General features: G+C 37.1%; 26 protein-coding genes. 11 read left to right on the top strand and 15 right to left on the bottom strand.

Annotated elements, in window-relative coordinates; genetic code table 11:
• The first annotated feature begins 121 nt into the window (after nt 1–121).
• Nucleotides 122–841, top strand: coding sequence for a YebC/PmpR family DNA-binding transcriptional regulator (locus AB7942_RS10220; protein ID WP_369446762.1), 720 nt, complete (start codon nt 122–124; stop codon nt 839–841).
• A 76-nt stretch (nt 842–917) separates the two neighbouring features.
• On the opposite strand, the gene AB7942_RS10215 is transcribed toward AB7942_RS10220, so the two are convergent.
• Entirely contained in the window at nt 918–1,829 is a 912-nt protein-coding gene (locus tag AB7942_RS10215; RefSeq protein WP_369446761.1) for a DMT family transporter, read from the bottom strand.
• Nucleotides 1,830–2,012: 183 nt separating this feature from the next.
• Between AB7942_RS10215 and AB7942_RS10210 the strand changes: the two genes are divergently transcribed.
• Nucleotides 2,013–2,399, top strand: a complete 387-nt coding sequence (locus AB7942_RS10210; protein ID WP_369446760.1) for a DUF1992 domain-containing protein — start codon at nt 2,013–2,015, stop codon at nt 2,397–2,399.
• 103 nt (nt 2,400–2,502) lie between these two features.
• Complete coding sequence (locus AB7942_RS10205; protein ID WP_098934276.1) at nt 2,503–3,018, top strand: YbaK/EbsC family protein; 516 nt, start codon at nt 2,503–2,505, stop codon at nt 3,016–3,018.
• 96 nt (nt 3,019–3,114) lie between these two features.
• Here the strand turns inward: AB7942_RS10205 and AB7942_RS10200 are convergent, their stop codons facing one another.
• The gene (locus AB7942_RS10200) at nt 3,115–3,543 is read right to left on the bottom strand and encodes a VOC family protein (protein ID WP_088087764.1); all 429 of its coding nucleotides are present in this window, start codon (nt 3,541–3,543) and stop codon (nt 3,115–3,117) included.
• Between the two features lie 177 nt (nt 3,544–3,720).
• Here AB7942_RS10200 and AB7942_RS10195 point away from each other — a divergent pair, with 177 nt between their 5' ends.
• On the top strand, nt 3,721–4,050 hold the full coding sequence (locus AB7942_RS10195; protein WP_369446947.1) for a hypothetical protein: 330 nt from the start codon (nt 3,721–3,723) through the stop codon (nt 4,048–4,050).
• 7 nt (nt 4,051–4,057) lie between these two features.
• Here the strand turns inward: AB7942_RS10195 and AB7942_RS10190 are convergent, their stop codons facing one another.
• Entirely contained in the window at nt 4,058–4,258 is a 201-nt protein-coding gene (locus tag AB7942_RS10190; protein WP_369446759.1) for a hypothetical protein, read from the bottom strand.
• A 146-nt stretch (nt 4,259–4,404) separates the two neighbouring features.
• Entirely contained in the window at nt 4,405–4,797 is a 393-nt protein-coding gene (locus AB7942_RS10185; RefSeq protein WP_179195849.1) for a hypothetical protein, read from the bottom strand.
• A 247-nt stretch (nt 4,798–5,044) separates the two neighbouring features.
• On the opposite strand from AB7942_RS10185, the gene AB7942_RS10180 reads away from it, so the two are divergent.
• The gene (locus AB7942_RS10180) at nt 5,045–5,437 is read left to right on the top strand and encodes an SET domain-containing protein (RefSeq protein ID WP_369446758.1); all 393 of its coding nucleotides are present in this window, start codon (nt 5,045–5,047) and stop codon (nt 5,435–5,437) included.
• 261 nt (nt 5,438–5,698) lie between these two features.
• Nucleotides 5,699–6,046, top strand: a complete 348-nt coding sequence (locus tag AB7942_RS10175; protein ID WP_369446757.1) for a c-type cytochrome — start codon at nt 5,699–5,701, stop codon at nt 6,044–6,046.
• A gap of 127 nt (nt 6,047–6,173) precedes the next feature.
• Here AB7942_RS10175 and yyaC read toward each other — a convergent pair whose 3' ends face one another.
• Nucleotides 6,174–6,773 (bottom strand): spore protease YyaC, encoded by a 600-nt coding sequence (gene yyaC / locus AB7942_RS10170; RefSeq protein ID WP_369446756.1) that lies wholly within the window; start codon nt 6,771–6,773, stop codon nt 6,174–6,176.
• A 175-nt stretch (nt 6,774–6,948) separates the two neighbouring features.
• Between yyaC and AB7942_RS10165 the strand changes: the two genes are divergently transcribed.
• A complete protein-coding gene (locus AB7942_RS10165) occupies nt 6,949–7,386 on the top strand; it encodes a GNAT family N-acetyltransferase (protein WP_369446755.1) in 438 nt (145 codons plus the stop codon).
• A 44-nt stretch (nt 7,387–7,430) separates the two neighbouring features.
• On the opposite strand, the gene AB7942_RS10160 is transcribed toward AB7942_RS10165, so the two are convergent.
• Entirely contained in the window at nt 7,431–8,471 is a 1,041-nt protein-coding gene (locus tag AB7942_RS10160) for an ion channel (protein ID WP_369446754.1), read from the bottom strand.
• Nucleotides 8,472–8,690: 219 nt separating this feature from the next.
• On the opposite strand from AB7942_RS10160, the gene AB7942_RS10155 reads away from it, so the two are divergent.
• Entirely contained in the window at nt 8,691–8,915 is a 225-nt protein-coding gene (locus AB7942_RS10155; RefSeq protein WP_369446753.1) for a BRCT domain-containing protein, read from the top strand.
• Nucleotides 8,916–8,963: 48 nt separating this feature from the next.
• Here AB7942_RS10155 and AB7942_RS10150 read toward each other — a convergent pair whose 3' ends face one another.
• The 5 genes from AB7942_RS10150 to treP all read right to left on the bottom strand — a co-directional run bounded on the left by AB7942_RS10150 (nt 8,964) and on the right by treP (nt 14,533).
• A complete protein-coding gene (locus AB7942_RS10150; protein ID WP_369446752.1) occupies nt 8,964–9,581 on the bottom strand; it encodes an RraA family protein in 618 nt (205 codons plus the stop codon).
• 229 nt (nt 9,582–9,810) lie between these two features.
• Entirely contained in the window at nt 9,811–10,488 is a 678-nt protein-coding gene (locus AB7942_RS10145; protein WP_369446751.1) for an SOS response-associated peptidase, read from the bottom strand.
• 139 nt (nt 10,489–10,627) lie between these two features.
• A complete protein-coding gene (gene treR / locus AB7942_RS10140; RefSeq protein ID WP_088087754.1) occupies nt 10,628–11,341 on the bottom strand; it encodes a trehalose operon repressor in 714 nt (237 codons plus the stop codon).
• 14 nt (nt 11,342–11,355) lie between these two features.
• Nucleotides 11,356–13,023 (bottom strand): alpha,alpha-phosphotrehalase, encoded by a 1,668-nt coding sequence (gene treC, locus AB7942_RS10135; protein WP_369446750.1) that lies wholly within the window; start codon nt 13,021–13,023, stop codon nt 11,356–11,358.
• Between the two features lie 85 nt (nt 13,024–13,108).
• Nucleotides 13,109–14,533 carry a PTS system trehalose-specific EIIBC component gene (gene treP, locus AB7942_RS10130; RefSeq protein WP_369446749.1) on the bottom strand — a complete coding sequence of 475 codons (1,425 nt, stop codon included), beginning with the start codon at nt 14,531–14,533 and terminating at the stop codon, nt 13,109–13,111.
• A 418-nt stretch (nt 14,534–14,951) separates the two neighbouring features.
• Between treP and AB7942_RS10125 the strand changes: the two genes are divergently transcribed.
• Together AB7942_RS10125 and AB7942_RS10120 are read left to right on the top strand one after the other, a co-directional pair.
• Nucleotides 14,952–15,524, top strand: coding sequence for a GNAT family N-acetyltransferase (locus AB7942_RS10125; protein ID WP_369446748.1), 573 nt, complete (start codon nt 14,952–14,954; stop codon nt 15,522–15,524).
• Between the two features lie 75 nt (nt 15,525–15,599).
• Nucleotides 15,600–16,010: a VOC family protein gene (locus AB7942_RS10120; protein WP_369446747.1), complete on the top strand. Its 411-nt coding sequence runs from the start codon at nt 15,600–15,602 to the stop codon at nt 16,008–16,010.
• 45 nt (nt 16,011–16,055) lie between these two features.
• On the opposite strand, the gene AB7942_RS10115 is transcribed toward AB7942_RS10120, so the two are convergent.
• Together AB7942_RS10115 and AB7942_RS10110 are read right to left on the bottom strand one after the other, a co-directional pair.
• Complete coding sequence (locus AB7942_RS10115; protein ID WP_369446746.1) at nt 16,056–17,246, bottom strand: M14 family metallopeptidase; 1,191 nt, start codon at nt 17,244–17,246, stop codon at nt 16,056–16,058.
• A gap of 122 nt (nt 17,247–17,368) precedes the next feature.
• Complete coding sequence (locus tag AB7942_RS10110) at nt 17,369–17,761, bottom strand: thiol-disulfide oxidoreductase DCC family protein (RefSeq protein ID WP_369446745.1); 393 nt, start codon at nt 17,759–17,761, stop codon at nt 17,369–17,371.
• A 215-nt stretch (nt 17,762–17,976) separates the two neighbouring features.
• On the opposite strand from AB7942_RS10110, the gene AB7942_RS10105 reads away from it, so the two are divergent.
• Nucleotides 17,977–18,618, top strand: coding sequence for a phosphatase PAP2 family protein (locus AB7942_RS10105; RefSeq protein WP_168244120.1), 642 nt, complete (start codon nt 17,977–17,979; stop codon nt 18,616–18,618).
• Between the two features lie 82 nt (nt 18,619–18,700).
• Here the strand turns inward: AB7942_RS10105 and AB7942_RS10100 are convergent, their stop codons facing one another.
• A complete protein-coding gene (locus tag AB7942_RS10100) occupies nt 18,701–19,378 on the bottom strand; it encodes a DUF2642 domain-containing protein (RefSeq protein ID WP_369446744.1) in 678 nt (225 codons plus the stop codon).
• A 187-nt stretch (nt 19,379–19,565) separates the two neighbouring features.
• The coding region (locus AB7942_RS10095; protein WP_369446743.1) for a hypothetical protein at nt 19,566–20,215 on the bottom strand (650 nt) is incomplete at its 5' end.

Raw genomic sequence — 20,215 nt, 5'->3', positions numbered from 1 at the left:
TGATAGAAACAATCAAATAAGTAATGAACACTTAATTATTATATGGAATATGTCTTGAAGTAGATCTAGTTTCATATTAATAATTTTGTGTAGATTCAAAAGCGGAAAGAGAGTGTTCATAATGGGACGTAAGTGGAACAATATTAAAGAAAAGAAAGCTTCAAAGGATGCAAATACAAGCCGTATTTATGCGAAATTTGGGGTTGAAATCTATGTAGCTGCTAGACAGGGTGAACCAAATCCTGAATCGAATCAATCTTTAAAATTCGTATTAGAGCGTGCAAAAACATACAATGTACCCAAACACATTATTGACCGAGCAATTGAAAAAGCTAAAGGCGGTTCTGAGGAAAGCTATTCTGAACTTCGGTATGAAGGCTTCGGTCCAAACGGATCGATGGTTATTGTTGATGCCCTAACAAACAACGTGAACCGCACGGCTTCTGATGTACGTGCTGCATTTGGTAAAAACGGCGGAAACATGGGAGTAAGTGGATCAGTTGCTTATATGTTTGATGCAACCGCTGTTATCGGCGTCGAAGGAAAAACGGCGGACGATGTACTTGAATTGTTGATGGAAGCAGATGTTGATGTACGTGATATCATTGAAGAAGATGAGTCGGTGATTGTTTATGCTGAGCCAGAACAATTCCATGCCGTACAGGAAGCATTCAAAAATGTGGGGATTACTGATTTTACTGTGGCTGAACTAACGATGCTTGCGCAAAATGAAATTGACCTTCCTGAAGACGCACAAGCTAAATTCGAGAAAATGATTGATGTATTAGAAGACCTAGAAGACGTTCAACAAGTGTACCATAATGTTGATTTAGGTGAGTAAATAAAAGAAGCAGACCTTTGTAGGTCTGCTTCTTTTATTTATTTAGTGGTGTCAGGCACCATTTTTAAAGCTATGATTACCGTTTAACAGCAGATAAAATAAAAATAGTTGAAATTATTGAAATGGACCCAATCCATTCGGCAGGGCCGAATGATACCTGGAGCCAGGCTACGGCTAAAAAGGCCGCTGATAATGGCTCGACACAAGCGAGAAGACTTGCTTCAGAAGCACGAATGTATTTAAGGCTTTCCATAAAACAAAAAAAGGCGATTAATGTACCGAAAATAATCACAAACACTACAGCTAGAAAGGACGTTAAACTCCAATGGCCTTGAAACTTCCATGGAGGATGGATCAAGCTAAAGCCAATCCCACCGATCATCATTCCCCAGCCAACAGTAAGAAGCGACCCCCATTTATTCAACAAACTTCCAGGATAGAGTGTATAAAAAGCGAGTGCAAAAGCAGATAGAATTCCCCATGTAAAGGCAGAGGATGAAATGGAGAGTGAATGGATATTACCCTTCGTCACAAGTAGAAAGGTTCCGAAGATGGCTAATCCAATCGCAATTACTTCATGTATTTTGGGTAATTCCTTTGCACGAAAACTTAAATAACAGACAATAATCACCGGTGCCAGGTACTGCAAAACGGTTGCCGTTGCTGCATTTCCTTGTTCGATGGCAGCGAAATACGTATATTGTACGCCAAACATGCCAATAACACCAAAGATTACTAGGCGGAAGATATCCTGTTTATTTCTCCAAATGGCCCAAATATTCTGTTTCCCCACCGTATGAGAAAAAAATAACAAGCCAAAACCTGAAAAAATCAGCCTGTTAACAACTAGCCAGTTGGTACTAAATCCTTGTTGATGAAATAAGAATTGAGCGACAGTTCCTGAAACACCCCAAAATGTCGCCGCAATCAGCACTAAAAAAATGCCTTTTATCCTTGGGGAGGACATTATAGCTACTTGCGAATTCATTTGATCCCTCCAATATGAAACAATACTAATATCTTAATTTTTTAAATATAACAATGATTATAACACTTCTTAGGAAACTAGTTTAAAAAACTTATGGAAAAATCAATTTTAATCGAAGGATTATGGGTGGGAAGTAGCGAATAAAGAAAATATATGTAAGAAGTTGAGAGGAGAAGAGAATTTATGGTCTATAAGAAAGCTGGTCATGCAGATTTGATGGATCAAATAGTAAGTGATTCCCAATTAGATGAGGAAATCAAAAAGCACCCGCGATTCGGTAAACCCATTCCATCCCTTCTATTTACTGGGGATGTCTATTCCAATTTCTTCAACACAGCTAGCGAGGCTGGTTATCTCCCCCCATTTGTAATTTTGCAAAAGGAAATCAGATATGAGATTTCTAAAGCCATAACATTAAAAGAACTAGAATCCGCTGAATTTGAAATAATGAACTTGATAGATGCCATTAATGAAAGAATCCTGAAATATAACTCGATTTGTCCTCCAAAGATGAAAAAAGGAAAAATTGATTTTGACAATATTGAAAATCAATATAAAATTTGGGAATAAAAATATAAACATTACCTAACTTACTGGTACAAGACGTCTTTTCGCTTTATCCCTTTAAAGTATGATATTATTCTAATAATACGTTAGGGAAAGGATGTATAAGATGTCATTGGAAAGTGTGATGGCCCATTTTAAACAATGGGATCGTGATGGAGATGTAATGGAATTTGATACCTCAAGTGCCACAGTGGAACAGGCTGCCGAGACCATCGGAGTAGCTTCAGCTCGAATTGCCAAAACTTTATCTTTTAGAGGGAGCGAGGAAAAAGCTATTTTAATTGTTGCTGCAGGTGATGCAAAAATTGATAATAAGAAGTTTCGTCATCAATTCGGATTCAAAGCAAGGATGCTCTCACCAGATGAAGTTCTCGAACAAACTGGTCATGCCATTGGCGGTGTTTGTCCGTTTGGGCTGAATAATGAGCTTGAAGTCTATTTAGATGTATCAATGCAGCGCTTCGAGACAGTTTTCCCCGCCTGTGGCAGCACGAACTCTGCAATCGAATTAACGAAAGATGAATTATATCAGTATTCATTTGCTAAAGAATGGATTGATGTTTGCAAAGGGTGGGGACAAGACGAAGAGCAATCAAAAGTAAGTCAGCAAATCGAGGTTTAACGGTACCCTTAGGAAGCGTATGATGCCCTTATAAAAAATTTAAAATAAACAAAAAAGGAACGGGCAAATTTGCCCGGTCTTCCTTATTAAACCCAATTACATTACGCTTTCGCCATTATCGTAATTAAATTGCCATTCAATTCCAAACTTATCTTTTAGGGAGCCGTAGCATTTGCTCCAGAATGTTTCTTGAAGCTCCATGACTACCGTGCCGCCTTCTTGAAGTTTGTTAAAATAAGATTTAATTTTATCCAAGTCCTTATTTACAATAGCAAGGCTTATGTTGTTACCTGCTACAAAAGGCATTCCAGGAAAAACATCAGAGAACATGACGTTGCTTCCATCAATGTTCAGTCGTGTGTGCATAACCAAGTTTTTTGCTTCTTCTGGAAGTTGATATTCTGGGTTTGGAGGCGCTTCCCCGAAAGTCATAATTTGTGGTTTTTCTGTACCAAAAACCACCGCGTAAAACTCTGCTGCCTCACGACAGTTTCCATTAAAATTAAGATAAACATCAACAGACATTTGCGATAACCCCTTTGTAATAAACTTCAATGGTAATTATACCATTAACTGGAACTATATCAAATTCTTTGGAGGACCTATCTTCAATCAGACTACTATAAATAATTATTAAACCGCGGGAATACAATTTACAATAATCATATTTTGAATTTTTCAGTTGAAAGAGGGTATTGGGTGATGAAATTCAAAATACATCGTTGTAATTGTCGAAAGCTTTGGTCTGTTCAAACCAGAAAAACAAAGTTTACCGCATGTTCCGTTCTTCTAGATGGCAGTTGGAGTACAGAATTAAAGCCCGAAAGGAAATATAACCCCAAGGGATTTGTTACGACACATAGAAAACAAGATATCATTGTAAACCCATCAATAGAAGTCGTTGAGAAATTTGAAAAAATAGCAAAACTGATTTATGACAAAAAAAATGTTAATTTCAACGTGAAAGAAGGGGAATCTTTATTTTTTGCCGAAGATGGAACTTGCTATATTCTTAAAAAGTTAATGAATTGAAGGAAAACTAATACTCCAAATGCGTTACCCATTCAGCAGGAATTCCCTCAATGCTTGTTTTTTCGAGGTTGATATCTGGTGCAAGAGGGGTTAAGGCGGATAATGCTTCTAATCCGAGTCTAGCTGTTTCAATATTAGTTCCTGCTGTTTGGCTTGCTTTTGCAGTCATTAAATATTGTCTTACTAGTAAACTTTCTTGACTTGCCATAACGATATTCTCCTTTCAAAGAATAATGTAAGCGTGTACATATTGGTATTTCTTTATTGCTTCCTAAATTCCTCCATTAATTTACAACATTTTATGAACAAAAACCCCTGCATCAATAGGGTAGATGCGGGGGTCTTTGTCATACCTTATCTTGGTGTGATTGGTTTCACTGAAATAGCAGGGGAGCTAGTCGAAATTATGCAGCCCTCTAAATGATCGGGATTTAATAAGCCTAGGTTAAGAGCGGCTTTGATTTTTACATCATCTGGTTTTTTCACCACTTGGATGAGCTCATTCATCTGTAATTCTTCTAATCTTTTAATGGTTTCAACCTCGTCATATTTTTCTGTTTTTCGTATTTGCCGTTGAAGCTTATAGCCGCTTATGGTAATTTCTCCTTTATGATTAGATCCTACTAGATTATTAAAGTAATTTTGAAAGGCATCCTTTAATTCATTCATTTCCATTTCTATTTCCTTTTTCTGTTTATTCAGCTCGTAATACTTAACCAACATTTCTCCTGTAATCAAGTTCCCCATGCACCCGCCTCCTGTTGCGAACATATATTCTTATTTTATGTTTTCCTTTTCAAAAAAATGACTTATTCACCTAAAGCTGTGAAGAATATCTTTTGACAGTTTTTTGATGATTGTAGTTTTATCTGTCTTGGTGTCAGGCACCAGCGAAAAATGTGTGGAAAGAAAAAACATTTGCTTTCTTCTGTAGATAATGGCAAGCTATATTATGATTAAAAACTTTAATGGAAAGTACAAATAGGTGATTAAGATGATTGAGATTAAGACTTCGAAGCTTAGTGATGGGGAATTAAATAGAGGGGTATTTGCGACTCGTAATATTGCAAAAGGTGAGCTGATCCATGAAGCACCCGTTATTCCTTATCCTAATGAGGAGCATGTTCATATAGAGAAAACACTGCTTGCTGATTATGCATTTGAATATGGGATTAACCACACCGCACTTCTTTTAGGATACGGGATGTTGTTTAACCATTCATATGAGCCCAATGCTACATATGAAATTAACTTCCCGAATCACACGTTTGATTTTTATGCGTATAAGGATATCAAAGCAGGGGAAGAAATCCTTATTAACTATAATGGTGAAGAGGATAATAATGATCCACTTTGGTTTAATAAAGATGAATCCGAAAGTGAATAAATGAAAAAAGGACAGATAAAGGCAGGTTACCTGCTTTATCTGTCCTTTTTTCTTTGCAAAAAAATCACTCAGTCAAAAAAGTCATACAGTGGAATCAAAATAGAAAATTAAGTAACTTAACCATTCTATTTATGAAGGAATAATCATAGGACTTTAGAAATAAGATGTCATAGGGCATGTTTATTTTTACCTGTGAGATTGCCAGTAGGCCTCTATTTCCAATATGAAGCATTCCGAGGAAACCAAAAAAGGGGTGGAAGCTTGAAAAGGATTTTTGGTTTGGGATTATTTATTTTAATGATTGGTTTATTGAGTGCCTGTAATGATGATGACACATCAAAAGAAACGTCTAGTAAACCAGCAAGTGAAACCGCTAGCACGGTAGCAGGGGATGACATCTTTCAAAAAAGCTGTATTACCTGCCATAGTTCGGGTGACATTACTGGTGGTCAAGTAAAACTGGATTCAACGAAAATTCATGCCGATTTTCAAAAGAAAGAGGATCTTTATAGTTTTGTAGAAAAGAAGATGCCTAAGTCCGCTCCAGGTTCATTATCAAAAGAACAATATGATGCCGTTGTCAATTATTTATGGGATCAAAAGGAATAGTAAATGAAGGGAGATAATAGTCCGGAGGAATCTCCGGGCCATTTTTTCATTCTCTCTTGAAGTGGTTCGTTTCAATTAATAGAAATATCTGATACTATAAGTATAGTACATAAATCGACCTCATCCATTACCAGCAATTATGCAAAATTGGATGGAGCGAAGGATATTTGTAATATTGCCTCACAGCTAGTGATATCCCTTTGGCAATATTTGTTGCCATAGTGAAAATAAGATGCAGATTCGTGGAAAGGAGAGAGCATTCCAATCGCGGATCATTTTCTTGTATAACCCCCATAATGCTGCAATCTCCCATCGGAGGAAGTTTTTTTCCTAACCCTGCCCCAGGCAACAATGAACCGTCTCGAACAACAATAGTGTTAACGATTCTTTCATACCCTAGAACACTATCAATGGCAATGACAAAACTATTTTGGGGCAGAGTAAGCCGAGAAACCTGTGGGATAAGTGTTTGGGCATCTAAGGGAGATTCAAGGTTTCCGAATACTGTTAAGTGTTTGGGGTATAGATTATGTAGTAAGGTACCAACAAATGGACCTAGACTGTCACCACTTATGACATTTGAACCAATCCCTATTACGTAAATATGTTCTGTGCCTTCCGGAATGAGAGAATGTAAGCTGTCTCGAATGAATAGTGGTGCTAGCCTATGATTGAAAGGAATAATTCTTTCAGACAAAGCGTGCCTTACGTCTAAAGAAGTGTTCATGTCTAGTTACCCCCATGCAAAATTATTCTACAGAGTTGAACAAACAACCAAATATCGTGTTCAATATTAATGTTTTAATATTCTGCATTTACTTAAGATAATCCTTCTGTAATATTGTGAATTTCACTCAATCTCATAGATTAGTAAACTGTTCTTAACTAGGAGGAATTAAAAATTGATTATCCAAAAAGCAACTATTAATGATCTCGAATCGTTGACGGTATTGTTTGATTTATATCGGGTATTTTATAAGCAAACGTCCGACTTGGAGGGAGCAAGAGAGTTTTTAAAAGCAAGAATAATGAATGACGAATCCGTAGTGTTAATGGCTGTTGATGGGGAACATCCCATTGGTTTTGTTCAGTTATATCCATCCTTTTCTTCTGTTAGCATGGTGCGATCATGGGTATTAAATGATTTATATGTGAAGGAACAATTCCGCGGAAAAGGTGCTGGGGAAAAATTAATACATAAGGCGATTTTGTTTGCAGAGGAAACAGGAGCAAAAGGGATTTTGCTTGAGACAGGTAAGGAAAATAGTAAGGCCCAACGACTTTATGAAAAAGTTGGTTTTGAAAGGGAATCAAACTATTTTTATTATTATTCGATTTAAAAAATAGGATGCTAGCCATTGCATCCTTTTTGTGTGAGGTTATCCTAATTCAGTTGAGAAATGGTCTCTTTATCACAAATAACAAAAAGTTGTGCTTCTTCTGGAATTATCGTGTCAAGTTTTTGATTTATCTGGAGATCACCGCGATCCGCCACCAATGTAGCGCCCTTGTTAAGAAGATCTTCAAAGGCATCACGATACGTCTTCCATTCTGGTCGTGTAGGAATTTCATACATTGTTTCCCGATATTGGCTGCTCATTAATTCAGAATACATATGGGTCACACCGTGTGAAAATAAAGATCGCACTGCTGCATGGGATATCATTTCTTGGGTAGGAATAAACTCATCAACATTCACATGCTCAAATAACCGGATATGCTTTTGATTAATTACCTCGGCAGTGACGTGGATGGATTTATGTAATTTTTCTTCTATGGAGGTGATTGCGGTTGCAATTAATAGCGTTTTTCCATCGACTAGTACTGGATCTGTGGTTGCATAATTGTTCTGTGTTATTTGGTCTGCAAAAATGATAACGCCCTTTGCCATCGCTAAATTTGCATTATACAGTGTTTCTTCATCTGTAGCATCTCCGCGAACATAATATAGCCGTTGCTCCATTTGTGGAGCTTTATCTAATACATCAATGATGACAATTTCAATTTTCTTATCAGATTTTAATATTTCTTCAATCGCTAATTTCGATTTCGCACTCCAGCCGATCAAAATGATATGATTTTTACCAGTAAATTTCATTTTTCCTCCAACTTTCAGTTTATCCATTAAATAAATCGAATTTATGACTTTTCCAATTACTAGACTGACAAGTCCGATTCCAGTGATATAGAGGAAAATTGTATATACTTTCCCAGGATGAGTAACTGGTGCATAGTCTCCAAATCCAACGGTTGCCAGTGTGGTAAGCACCCAATAAACCGCAGTTATATATGTTTTAAATGTTTTCGGCTCAATTAAATAAATCCCATATGCCGCCATTAATATGTACAAAAAGACAAATGGTATAAAAATTTTGTCCCGAAGCTTTATTAAATGATAGAGCATGTTTTTCATCTTCATCCCCATGAGCATCCATCCTTATCTCTTGCACGTAAATATAGCTTATATTTCCCAAACTTTGTAGATTAATGCTATAGAAACTCAGTGCTCACCCCACTCCAGAAATAGTAGTTCCTTTAACTAGGAAATGTTTCGAAATTTTGTTATTTTTTTGAATTTGTTTTATTTTTTGAAGCATTAAATCTGTTAATCTGAGAATAAAGTAATGTAAGGAGTTGGTAAGTCTTGAGAAATTTAGCAGCAGAAAATGAAGATATGAGCGGAAAAGTTTATATGGTTGAAATGAAAGATGGGGAAATCAGTTCCTTTCGAATAATAGGCGAAACATCCACCCACTATATTTTCTCTTATTCCACTAACGAAACGGTAGAGGTTTTTGAAAAAGCTAAAAATGAAGTCATCGGCATTTTTGAGGTTCGGGAATGGTGGGACTCGAAAGGGAGCGAATAAGATAATAGCTAACCCCAGTTCCGCATGGAAAAGGGGTTAGTTAGTTTTTTATCTATTAATGAGTTCATCTAAATGTTTCATAATAGCGTCACGATTACCAGCTATACGTTCTTCTCTAATCTGATCGTTTTTTAATTTTTCGAGGGACTTTTCCAATACTGCTTGTTCGACCATTTGCGGGATTACCACGACACCATCCGCGTCTCCAACAACGATATCGCCTGGATGTACTGTCATTCCGCCGCATGAAATCGGGATATTAATCTCTCCAACTCCTGCCTTACCACTTGCTGCAACGGTAGTGCCCCTCGAGAAGACAGGGAAGTTCAAGCCCTTGATTCCAACAATATCACGAATAACACCATCAACTACGATTCCACCGATTCCAAGTGTTTGAGCCATGCCAACCACAAAATCACCAGCAATGGCACGATATGGATCTCCTTTAGCATCAATAATTAAAATATCCCCTGGTTTTGACGCGCGGATGGCCTTTAGGACGGCAAGATTATCACCGACAGGAATCTTCACTGTTAATGCTCTTCCAGCAAGCTTATATTCTTCTTTTAGAGGTTTAATAGCAGGGTGGAGGTTATTTAAGCCATCCATCGCGTCGGATATACAAGTTGTGGGAAGGTCCAGAAATTTTTTTACCAGTTGGTCCATGAGAATTCTCCTCTCATTATTTATCTCTTTACCGCCATTATAGCGCGGTTTGCTGGCCTTTGCCCATTTTTATCCATAAAAAAAAGAAAGTGGCCGATTACCACTTTCTAAAGAAGGAAAACTTTTATGGGTTAATACATGATATGTAGAACCTTGGACGTGCATGTAGTAAACATGTCCATATGGAAAAAATATTTTTAAAAATTTAAGCCTATTTTTTTAAAAAGGACTAACAAATTTTTTGAATAAGCCCAACGTTGTTATTTCTCGGTGAGTTTACTAAGGAAGATACTTCGTAAGTCTCCATTAAGTTTTCATCAAAGGGGATAAGTAGTTTACTTAAATCATTGGTATCGGAGATGGATGGATCCAGCCATGTTTTTTCATCGTCTGGCTTCAAAATAACGGGCATCCGATCATGAATATCTTTCATTAGTTCATTGGGTTCGGTTGTAATCACGGAACAAGTATAGAGCGTTTTTCCTTCAGGTGATTTCCAAGCCTCCCATATGCCTGCCATGGCAAACAGATTATCGGACTTTAGTTTAATTCGCATCGGGGTTTTGCTTTTATCCTCATGTCGTTTCCATTCATAAAAACTATCGGCGATGACTAGACAACGCTTCTTTTTAAAGGCAGTTCGGAAGCTCGGCTTTTCCGATAATGTTTCTGCTCGGGCATTAATCATCTTATGGCCAATGGATGCATCCTTTGCCCAGGGCGGAACTAAGCCCCATTTTAAAAATCCCATCCGATTTGACTTGCCGTCGTTAATCACGGCAAGTACGGCCTGAGATGGAGCAATATTATAACTTGGAGCATAATTTTCTTCTTCAAGAAAAGAAATAATATCGAAACGATCAATGATTTCCTCGAACGTAGCTGTTAACGTGAATCGGCCGCACATACAATTTTCACCTCACGATTTGGTTACGTCTATTGTAACAAACATCATGGACAAAATCCTTTTTATACGAAACTCTAAATATGTCGTGAAGTAAAAAAAGGAGACCCCCGAAATTGAATTGGAGGTCTCCTTGCTGAAATCAATGGGATCTGCGAGCAAAATCTACAAACCGAAATTTATCAGGCCGATGCCTTGATTCCGTAAATTGAAAGAGGGTGGCATCATCTAAATAAACATAGTTTTTTATGACGACTACATTGTGAAAGCCTTCAAGGTCTAATAGGGAGCGATCCTCGAATGAAGGTTCTTCAACGACAATTTCTTTTTTGGCAAAACTAATGGTCAGGTTTAATTGATTTTCAATATATTGGTAAATGGAATCCGCACAAATTTCTTCTGTTAGCGAAGGAACATGCTTTTTAGATAAAAAATCTTTATCTAAAATGATTTTCTCTCCGCCCATTTCCCTTGTACGAACTACCTTCCATACCAGGTCCTTACTTCCCAGCTGAAGCTGCTGCCTGACAAAACCATCGGGCTTGATTAACGAGAGCTCGTTCACAATCGTTTTTGGTTTACTTCCCATTTTATTTGCCAGTTCTTTAAAACTAACCAGCCCCGAAACAGGAAAATCAAATTTGCTGATGTCGATCACGATCGAACCTTTTCCTCTAACTTTTTGGATATAGCCATTTTGCGAAAGCAAATTTAACGCCTTTCTAATCGTTTCTCTCGATGTATCGAATTGATCTTTTAATTCGTTCTCAGAGGGAAGAAGCGTTTGTGGCGGAATTTCTCCACTTTTTATTTGCTCGACAATAATGTTGTAAATTGTTAGGTACTTGTTCGTCATTATGACATCTCCGTTCATCTTTTCAGGTAATACACAACCGACTCGTATGGCCGCAAGGAGATTTCCGGGCCAATTGGTGTCGAATCCTCATAATTAGAGAGTAACATCTCACTATCATACTCATCAAGATGTAAATCAGCTGGGAGAACGAATGCTTTCTCTTTATCGTAAAAATTGTTGATTACTAGTAATTTTTCAGAACCACTTGTTCTAACATATGCAAATATAGCATCATCTTCATTTGAAATAGGGAGATATTTTCCATCTGTCATCACATCATACCTTTTTCGTAATTGTATAAGTTTTTGATAGTGGAAAAAGATAGAGTCTGAATCTTTAAGTGCCTGTTCCGCATTGATTTCCTGGAAATTACTTGCCGTTTGAATCCAAGGAGTCCCGCTTGTGAAGCCTGCGTTTTCATTTGCATTCCATTGGACAGGCGTTCTTGAATTGTCACGGGATTTTTGTTTTAGGATGTCAATAATCGCCTGCTCGTCCATGCCTTCATTTTTCTTGATGTTAAAAATATTTAAGGACTCTACATCTCGATATTCATCGATCGAGTTGAAGTTAGGATTGGTCATCCCAAATTCTTCGCCCTGATAAATATAAGGGGTCCCCTGAAGCATATGAAGGGCGGTGGCCAGCATTTTAGCCGATTCCTTATGATATTTTTGATCATCGCCGAAACGGGACACGACTCGTGGCTGGTCATGATTACACCAGAAGAGGGCATTCCAGCCGCCGCCTTGATTCATTCCAACCTGCCAATTAGATAAAATCTGTTTTAAGGTATGAAAATCAAAGTCCGCTTTAGTCCATTTATCACCATTGGGATAGTCAACTTTTAAATGATGGAAGCTAAATGTCATGTTTAATTCTTCCTGGGTTGGGTTCGTGTATTTAATGCAGTTATCGATCGATGTGGATGACATTTCACCGACCGTCATAATATCGTATTTTGAAAAAACTTGTTCGTTAACTTCATGTAAAAATTCATGGATTCTTGGTCCATCGGTATAGAATTTACGACCGTCACTGTCATCCTGTGGGAAACTTTGGTCTTTGGAAATTAGATTGATGACATCGAGGCGGAAGCCGTCGACACCTTTTTTTAACCAAAAGTGCATCATTTCGTATAGGGCTGCCCGGACCTTTTCATTTTCCCAGTTTAAATCTGCTTGGGTCACATCGAATAAATGTAAGTAATACTGTTCAGTTGTCTCATCATATTCCCATGCCGAACCACCAAATTTAGATTCCCAGTTTGTCGGCGTCTCACCGTCCTTGCCGTCCTTCCAGATGTAGAAGTCACGGTAAGGATTATCTCGAGAGGACCGTGCTTGTTTAAACCATTCATGTTCAGTGGATGTGTGATTAATGACAATATCCATAATGATTTTTAAGCCACGTTTGTGGGCCTCTGCTAACAACTGGTCAAAGTCTTCCATCGTTCCATAATCTTCATGAATGGTATAGTAATCGCTGATGTCATAACCATTATCTCTTTGAGGAGATTTATAGATGGGAGTAAGCCAAAGGACTTCTACACCGAGATCTTTTAGATAGTCTAATTTTTCAATAATGCCTTGGATATCTCCGGTTCCATTTCCAGTCGTATCATGAAAGCTTTTTGGATAGATTTGATAGACGACTGCTTTTTTCCACCATGCAACTGACATTTCAAAACACCTGCCTATTTAATTTAAGTAATTTAATGGAGAAAAGGAGGGAGCATTTCTCCCTCCTAAATATGTGATTTAGCTTTTATTTTTTAAAAGAAAATTTATTCATGCGTGTTTTAGCAAAAACAATTGTTAGTAGGAATGGAACGACAATGGCTACAACCATTGAAATGGCAAACATCGTCATGTGCTGACCTTGGATGGAAAGGAAGCCTGGAAGACCACCGACACCGATTGAGTTAGCCATAACGTGGCTACCAACGGAGACAACTCCTGCAATCATGGAACCAATCATCGCAGCAAGGAATGGGAAGCCATACTTTAAGTTAATCCCGAACATTGCTGGCTCTGTTACTCCAAGGTAACAAGAGATGGCTGCTGGAATCGATACTTGTTTTTCTTCTTCATTTTTACGATTGATAAAGATCATCGCAAGTACAGCAGAACCTTGGGCAATATTAGATAGTGCAATCATTGGCCATAGGTTTGTTCCGCCAAGTTCACTCATTAATTGTAAGTCAATCGCATTCGTCATGTGGTGCAACCCTGTAATAACAAGTGGTGCATATGCGAACCCGAAGATTGCCGCAAATACCCAGCCAAATGCAGAAGTTAAGCTTGAATACACTACATGAGAAATTCCAGAACCGATGCTCCAGCCGATAGGGCCTAAAACAGTATGAGCGATTAAAACAGTAGGAATTAACGCTAAGAATGGAACGACAATCATCGAAATGGAATTTGGAACAATTTTACGTAATCTAGTTTCTAAGAAAGCAAGCACTAATCCAGCTAAAATGGCAGGAATTACTTGTGCTTGGTAACCAATCATTTCAATTTTTGCAAAACCGAAATCCCAGACAGGAATATCCTTTGCACCTGCTACACCATAGGCATTAAGCAATTGAGGAGATACGAGGGTAATACCAAGGACGATACCTAGGATTTGTGAACCGCCCATTTTTTTTGTGACGGACCAAGTAATTCCGACTGGAAGGAAGTGGAATACTGCTTCACCAATCAACCATAGGAAGGAATGAACACCTGCCCAGAACTGTGAAACCTCGATGATGGACTTTGTTCCATTCTCAAGTAATTTGATATCACCGATGATGTTTCTAAAGCCGAGGATTAAACCTCCGACAACTAATGCAGGAATTAATGGGGTAAAGATTTCAGCTAGGTGGGCCATCATTCGTTGCAGCCAGTTCATATTCTGTTTGGCTGCTTCTTTTGCTTCTTCTTTAGAAGTTCCATCCACACCAGCAATTTTTACAAATTCATTATAAAAGCTAGATACTTCATTCCCAATGATGACTTGGAATTGTCCGGCTTGGGTAAATGTACCTTTTACCAGCTTAATGGACTCGATTTCTTTAATATCCGCTTTGCTTGGATCGTTTAAAACGAACCGCATTCTTGTAACACAATGGGTAACGGCTGCAATGTTTTCTTTACCGCCAATGTGTTTTAATAGATCATTTGAAGGATCTGTGTACTTCGTCATTTGTCTTTCCCCCTGTTTGAATGGGTATGTCCCCATTTTCTATCCTCTATTTTTTTATCACTCTATATACAGTCAATGGGTACGTTTTCATAAACGATCGTTGCTTGTATATACAAGTTATGATTACGATTTCATTCTAGCTTGTATATACATGTATGTCAACTAGGAAAATTTTTGTTTTTTTAAATTGCAAAAACTTTTACACTTTAAAGTAATAATGATTGAAAGAAAATTTTGAAAATGGTAATATAAAGATGTTTAAATTCTTCTGAGTTTAGACCTCCTAATTAAGGACTTGGCCTAGACCACCAAGTTCTCATTTGGACCTTTGATTTTATTTCAAAGGTCCTTTTTTTTATAAAAATCTTCCTTACTGGGTATTTTGGTAATAAAAGAAAAATGTAGGAGGCAAACTGCCTTGGAATTTCAAACAATAAATCAATGGGATGAAAAACTTTGGAAACAGGTGAGTCCTATTTACCATCAAGCTTTCGATGGAAAAGGAGCGAAGCCGGAGAAGATCATTCTGAATATGTTTCAGAAACAGCTTTGTTTCCTACATATTGGAGTTGAAGAAGGTCAAATAGTGGCGATGGCATTGACCGGGAAGTTGGAAGGAACGCAGGCCCTGCTAATTGATTATTTGGCTGTCCACCACAAATGGCAGCATCGTGGGATAGGCATGAAAATGATGAAGTATATTCAAGAATGGTCAATGACCAAAGGAAATATGAAAAGTCTAGTGATTGAAGTTGAATCCGAAGAAACGCCAGAGACACTTTCAAGAAATCATTTTTGGAAAAAGTGCGGTTTTACCTTAACTGATTACATACATGATTACAAATGGGTGCCCGAATCTTACCGAGCTATGTTTTTGAACATGGTGCCTGACACCAACTTGCCTGAAAAGGGTGAGGAACTGTTTAAGTTAATTGAAAAGTTTCATAAGGCATCATATCAGGGATCAGAAGTCGGAGGAAATAAAAATTAATTTTTAGGAATAGCAGGTCTTGTTGCGGTAAGTGGAGTAAATAATATTGATGTTAATCAAAAGGGAGTGTTGTAAATGAAGGGTCAAGCGACACCATACTTAATGTTCGATGGAAATGCAAAAGAGGCCTTAGAGTACTACCGTGAAGTATTCGGCGGTGAAATATCAAATCTTCAAACCTTTGGTGAGGCAGACTATCCGACACCGCCAGAGGCGCATGATCGTGTAATCCATGCTCAATTTAAAAAGGATGATCTTTTCCTAATGGCCTCAGACGCGTTTCCGGGGAATTCTGTCGTAGTAGGGAGTAATATTTCATTAACACTGGAATTTGAAAGCGAAGATGAAATCCGTGGGATATATGATACTCTTAGTCAAAAAGGAACGGTTTATATGGAGCTGCAAGATACTTTTTGGGGAGCAAAATATGCGAAGGTAAAAGATGCCTTTGGTGTGATTTGGGATCTTAATTATACAAAAGCCTAATATTATCTAGAGGGAAAGGAGGCAGGAGTTTTTCGGCCTCCTTTTTTACATATAAAGTCCCGCCAAGAAAATTCCCAGTGATTTTTGATAGATCTCATCAAATTGTGACAATGGAAGTGGATTTATTCCTCGGCCGAGTTCAATCGTAAATCCTGGTCGCTTCCAATCTTGAATAAACCAATCCTTGCAACCGGCATAGCTCTCGATCGTTTTGATAGGCTCGTAACCACTTACTCGGCTAAATTCTTTCACAATGTCCTCTGATTCAGGAGGTTCAAGATTTTCAAAACCCCAGTAGATGACCTCACCTTGAGTATGAAAGGCTAGAACTCTTACAAAATCTCGTTTTTTTATTAGTTTCGCCATTGCCATTGCTTCAGGCTCTGATAAAGGTTTTTCTCCGACAAAATCTCTTGGTCCAGGCTCAGTCTGATTCCTTGCCTTTTCTAATTCCCATCTAGCCGGGAATTGGTCATTTAGGTCAACCCCTCGAATATTAGCTTTCCAGTCCGTAAAATCTGTACTGCCCTTATTGAAATCAACCACTCTTTTATTCCAATTTTCGATTTCTGGGGGGCCATGTAGAACGAGGTCTACTCCATCTGGATTTACCATTGGGACAATAGATAAAATGCTTTGTTGGTAAAGTGGAAACATGGGTAATCCGCGGATCAGATTATGATTTGTCAGGGCTAATAAATAATCATTTAAAAAGGTCATGATGATTGATGTGGTTATCCATTCATTGGCATGAAATGATCCATTATAATGAACTCTTTTTTCACCCGTTCCGATGACGATCTCTGGGATTTTTTTCCCAAGAACAGTCTTACCAATCACAGGTATCTGCATAAACGGATAAACCTCTAATAATCTCTTGATATCATTCATCAATTTGAAGTAATCATAACTTTGGCCACTATCCACTAATCTCCAAGTGATCCTAGTTGGAACCTTAATGGTTTGACCTACATTTAGATTTTTTTCATCCAGGTTGGGATTAACCAAAGTAATAGCCTCTAGGGGAAGAGATCTGCGTTGACCAATACTCCATAAGGTATCGCCAGGGCGAATCTGATAATCCTGGGCAGTAAAGCCTGGTATTCGTACACGTTGGCCTTCAGAAAGATTATTATGATCGACATTCCTATTCGAATCATTTATTAGCTGCAAATTTATATGAAACATCTGGCTGTAATGCCATAATGAATCTCCATTTCTAACCACAACCTCCATAAATACCCTCCTGCTGTAAAAAATAGTATTAATAATATCTATGCTATAGGGAATAAAATATTAGTTAGAATTAGAGTGTCTGCCACCATTTACCAGTTACCGATGTATTAAACAATTCACCCTTAGTCCAAAAATCTCTGCTTCCATTTTGGCAAAGGGAGGATACAACTTTCTTCTTTTCCAAACCATTTATAACGATTCTTTGCAACTATGTCGTAAAGGAAATCCCTGAAAAGTGGAGGGAGGAAGCGGAAGATCGATAATATGCGCCAAGCCCCGCCTAATTGACTGCAAACACGAAGAGCAGCACTTGATTTTATATAGACCTTTTCCTTTTCAATTAGGACGAAACTATTTAGGTCATAGTTTAAGCTATGCTTTTTTAATAATCTTTGGCCAGTCTCACCTTGGAGTGAGGCAAATTTAAAATAGCCCGAGGTGTCTCTTTTTATTATAAATTTCACACTGTTGTTACACAGATTGCAAACCCCATCAAACAAGATAATTCGGTCCACTATTCCACCACCTTCACAACTAAGTTTGTTTTGTAATTTAGTTTAGCATAATTTCATCCTGGAACACTTTTTAAGGACTCCAAAAAAATTTGAGAGTTGTATGGAAATTTCGTTTATTTTTACCGTATTTGTGGTACTATGGAGTGTGTTCGACTATTTCTGTATAGTAAACTAGAAAATTAGGTTTTTAAATATATATTAAGGGAGGAATATGATTGAAAAGTTTAATAAAAAAAGCTCCCTATTTACTATTTTTGCTTGTGATTCCTCTTCTAGCCAAAATTTATGAATTATTAAATTCCCGTTCACATAGAGCTGTAGATATTAGTACGTCAATTGACCAAGCGATCCCGTTTTTGTCGGTCTTTATCATTCCATATATTCTTTGGTATGCTTATATTTTTTGTTATTTAATCTACTTTTGTTTTAAGGACACAAAAGTATACCTTAAAACGTTAATTTTAATTGTTGTAGCAGAACTGATTTGTTTTGTTATTTATTTCTTTTTTCAAACCACAGTCCCAAGACCAACTATTGAAGGTAATAATATCTTTAATCATCTTGTTTTGTGGATTTATGCAAATGATCGTCCGTTTAATTGTTTTCCGAGTATCCATGTACTTACCACATTTGTTATCATGCTTGCTTCACTTCATATTAAAAACAAACATCTAATTAACAATGTTTGTATCCATGTTGTCGGGACTTTGATTATCATTTCAACCTTATTTGTTAAACAGCATGTCATATTTGATATGATTGGTTCGATGTTCCTTGTTACTTTCCTATACGGAATTGCGTTTGAATTATTGTCATTTACTCGAAAAACGGAAACTGCTTATGTAAAAGAAAAATAGTTTAATAAAAAGAGTGTCTTTAGACACTCTGTTTTTTTGTTTTAAAAGCTTGTTTACAAATAAGCTATAAAAAAGAAACCAGTTAAGTCAAATGGATTGTTTTAATATGTTGAAGATTAATAAAGACTGGATCTTCTTTTGCACCGATTAATTCCACAAAATTGTCCTTAATCCCTTTTACCTTTCCGATAACATTTTCATTCTCTCCGATATTAAAGACGATCAATTCTCCAGTTAGTTTTTCAATTTGAACCTCAAACGATCTGGCAAAGGTGATATTGCTCGGATTTACTGGCAGATTTGCGTTGCTTAGACCGTATGGACGTTGATTATTTGTGTATGGAATTAGCCATTTTAAATGGTTAAGAGATATAAACATGGTTTTGTATATTGGCGAGTAGAAAACAAAATAATTATTCATAATACTTATGATATAGCCATGTACTGCTAGATTGCTTGTTACATATATTTCTGTAAAAATACCTTTAGCAGCTGTCAGAGTTTTTCTTAGTGAAATTTCTTCGTTATTATTAAAAATAGGTGTGGGTTCGTCATTAAGGGTAATTTCATCAAATTCTTTAATTTCATCTTGTTTTAAATACCGCCAATTTTGGCAATGAATAACAGGGATGTACAGGTAGTCATATCCATTAAAAACGACCAATAAATCGCTGCCTACATCAATCAGTAGTCCACTAATGAATTTCTTTCCCGAAATCTCAAGTCTGATATATTTTCCAATATTATCTTTCAACTTCATTTTTCCACATCCTTTCCTAGGTAATCCCATTTTACAAATAGAGGAGGGCTGATATCATTAACTACTTATAACTTGTATACATGATTAGAACTGCCCAACTCATATTTGTATGGTGTTTGGGGATTTTAACAGGGGCAATATGAAGGAATGGTCTTATATATATTTTCACTATTACGATGTGATTTCATTAATTCAATCTTGATGTTCGATTGTTTCTGTTTGGCCATCCGGAAAACGGGAAAGGTATTTTGCTGTCAGTATTAACTGGTTCACCGGAAAAACGAAGAACTCTTTGCTCTTTCTCCTTTTGTTTCCATACATTCTGATTGTTGCTATTATTGTTCATATCATTTGGTTTATTATCTTCTGTTTTCTTAGTTGCTTGGTTTTGTGTAGTTGTTGATTTAACTACTTTCTCTGCTTCTTCTTGTGTTTTTGTTGATTTTGTTTCAATCTGTTGTAATTTATAAGGTGGAGCTGGCTGATTATCTGTTTTTTGAATAGAAACTGCTTCTTTTACTGGTTTCATTTCAGTGGAATTTTTGAATGAGTCATTTTCTTCTGTTTGTGATTTCTTAACCTTAAAGATATTAGAAACGAACTCATCCTTGGTTTGAACCATTGTTGACTCAATTTTTATTGGTTGTGACCAAACCATTGTATTATTAGGTTCAATCACTTCTTCTTTAACGGGCTCTTCTTTTTTCTTAGCAGAATTTTCTTTACTATTCGAATTTTTTTGTTTCTTCTTTTTGGAATCCTCTTTATCACCGGAAGACGATGAATGATTCTTTGAGCACTCTTTATCACCGGAAGACGATGAATGATTCTTTGAGC

The sequence above is a fragment of the Neobacillus sp. BF23-41 genome, assembly GCF_041106275.1.
This window is presented reverse-complemented; position numbering and strand designations above follow the sequence as displayed.

Bases quoted from the DNA above. Each gene is read 5' to 3' on its own strand.
- AB7942_RS10100 (WP_369446744.1), bottom strand. From the start codon at position 19,378: ATGAAGTTGAAAGATAATATTGGAAAATATATCAGACTTGAGATTTCG.
- AB7942_RS10220 (WP_369446762.1), top strand. From the start codon at position 122: ATGGGACGTAAGTGGAACAATATTAAAGAAAAGAAAGCTTCAAAGGAT.
- treP (WP_369446749.1), bottom strand. From the start codon at position 14,533: ATGACGAAGTACACAGATCCTTCAAATGATCTATTAAAACACATTGGC.
- AB7942_RS10120 (WP_369446747.1), top strand. From the start codon at position 15,600: ATGAAGGGTCAAGCGACACCATACTTAATGTTCGATGGAAATGCAAAA.
- treC (WP_369446750.1), bottom strand. From the start codon at position 13,023: ATGTCAGTTGCATGGTGGAAAAAAGCAGTCGTCTATCAAATCTATCCA.
- AB7942_RS10150 (WP_369446752.1), bottom strand. From the start codon at position 9,581: ATGGACCAACTGGTAAAAAAATTTCTGGACCTTCCCACAACTTGTATA.
- AB7942_RS10215 (WP_369446761.1), bottom strand. From the start codon at position 1,829: ATGAATTCGCAAGTAGCTATAATGTCCTCCCCAAGGATAAAAGGCATT.
- AB7942_RS10180 (WP_369446758.1), top strand. From the start codon at position 5,045: ATGATTGAGATTAAGACTTCGAAGCTTAGTGATGGGGAATTAAATAGA.
- AB7942_RS10210 (WP_369446760.1), top strand. From the start codon at position 2,013: ATGGTCTATAAGAAAGCTGGTCATGCAGATTTGATGGATCAAATAGTA.
- AB7942_RS10205 (WP_098934276.1), top strand. From the start codon at position 2,503: ATGTCATTGGAAAGTGTGATGGCCCATTTTAAACAATGGGATCGTGAT.
- AB7942_RS10160 (WP_369446754.1), bottom strand. From the start codon at position 8,471: ATGGGGATGAAGATGAAAAACATGCTCTATCATTTAATAAAGCTTCGG.
- yyaC (WP_369446756.1), bottom strand. From the start codon at position 6,773: ATGAACACTTCTTTAGACGTAAGGCACGCTTTGTCTGAAAGAATTATT.
- AB7942_RS10195 (WP_369446947.1), top strand. From the start codon at position 3,721: ATGAAATTCAAAATACATCGTTGTAATTGTCGAAAGCTTTGGTCTGTT.
- AB7942_RS10200 (WP_088087764.1), bottom strand. From the start codon at position 3,543: ATGTCTGTTGATGTTTATCTTAATTTTAATGGAAACTGTCGTGAGGCA.
- AB7942_RS10190 (WP_369446759.1), bottom strand. From the start codon at position 4,258: ATGGCAAGTCAAGAAAGTTTACTAGTAAGACAATATTTAATGACTGCA.
- AB7942_RS10145 (WP_369446751.1), bottom strand. From the start codon at position 10,488: ATGTGCGGCCGATTCACGTTAACAGCTACGTTCGAGGAAATCATTGAT.
- AB7942_RS10115 (WP_369446746.1), bottom strand. From the start codon at position 17,246: ATGGAGGTTGTGGTTAGAAATGGAGATTCATTATGGCATTACAGCCAG.
- treR (WP_088087754.1), bottom strand. From the start codon at position 11,341: ATGACGAACAAGTACCTAACAATTTACAACATTATTGTCGAGCAAATA.
- AB7942_RS10185 (WP_179195849.1), bottom strand. From the start codon at position 4,797: ATGGGGAACTTGATTACAGGAGAAATGTTGGTTAAGTATTACGAGCTG.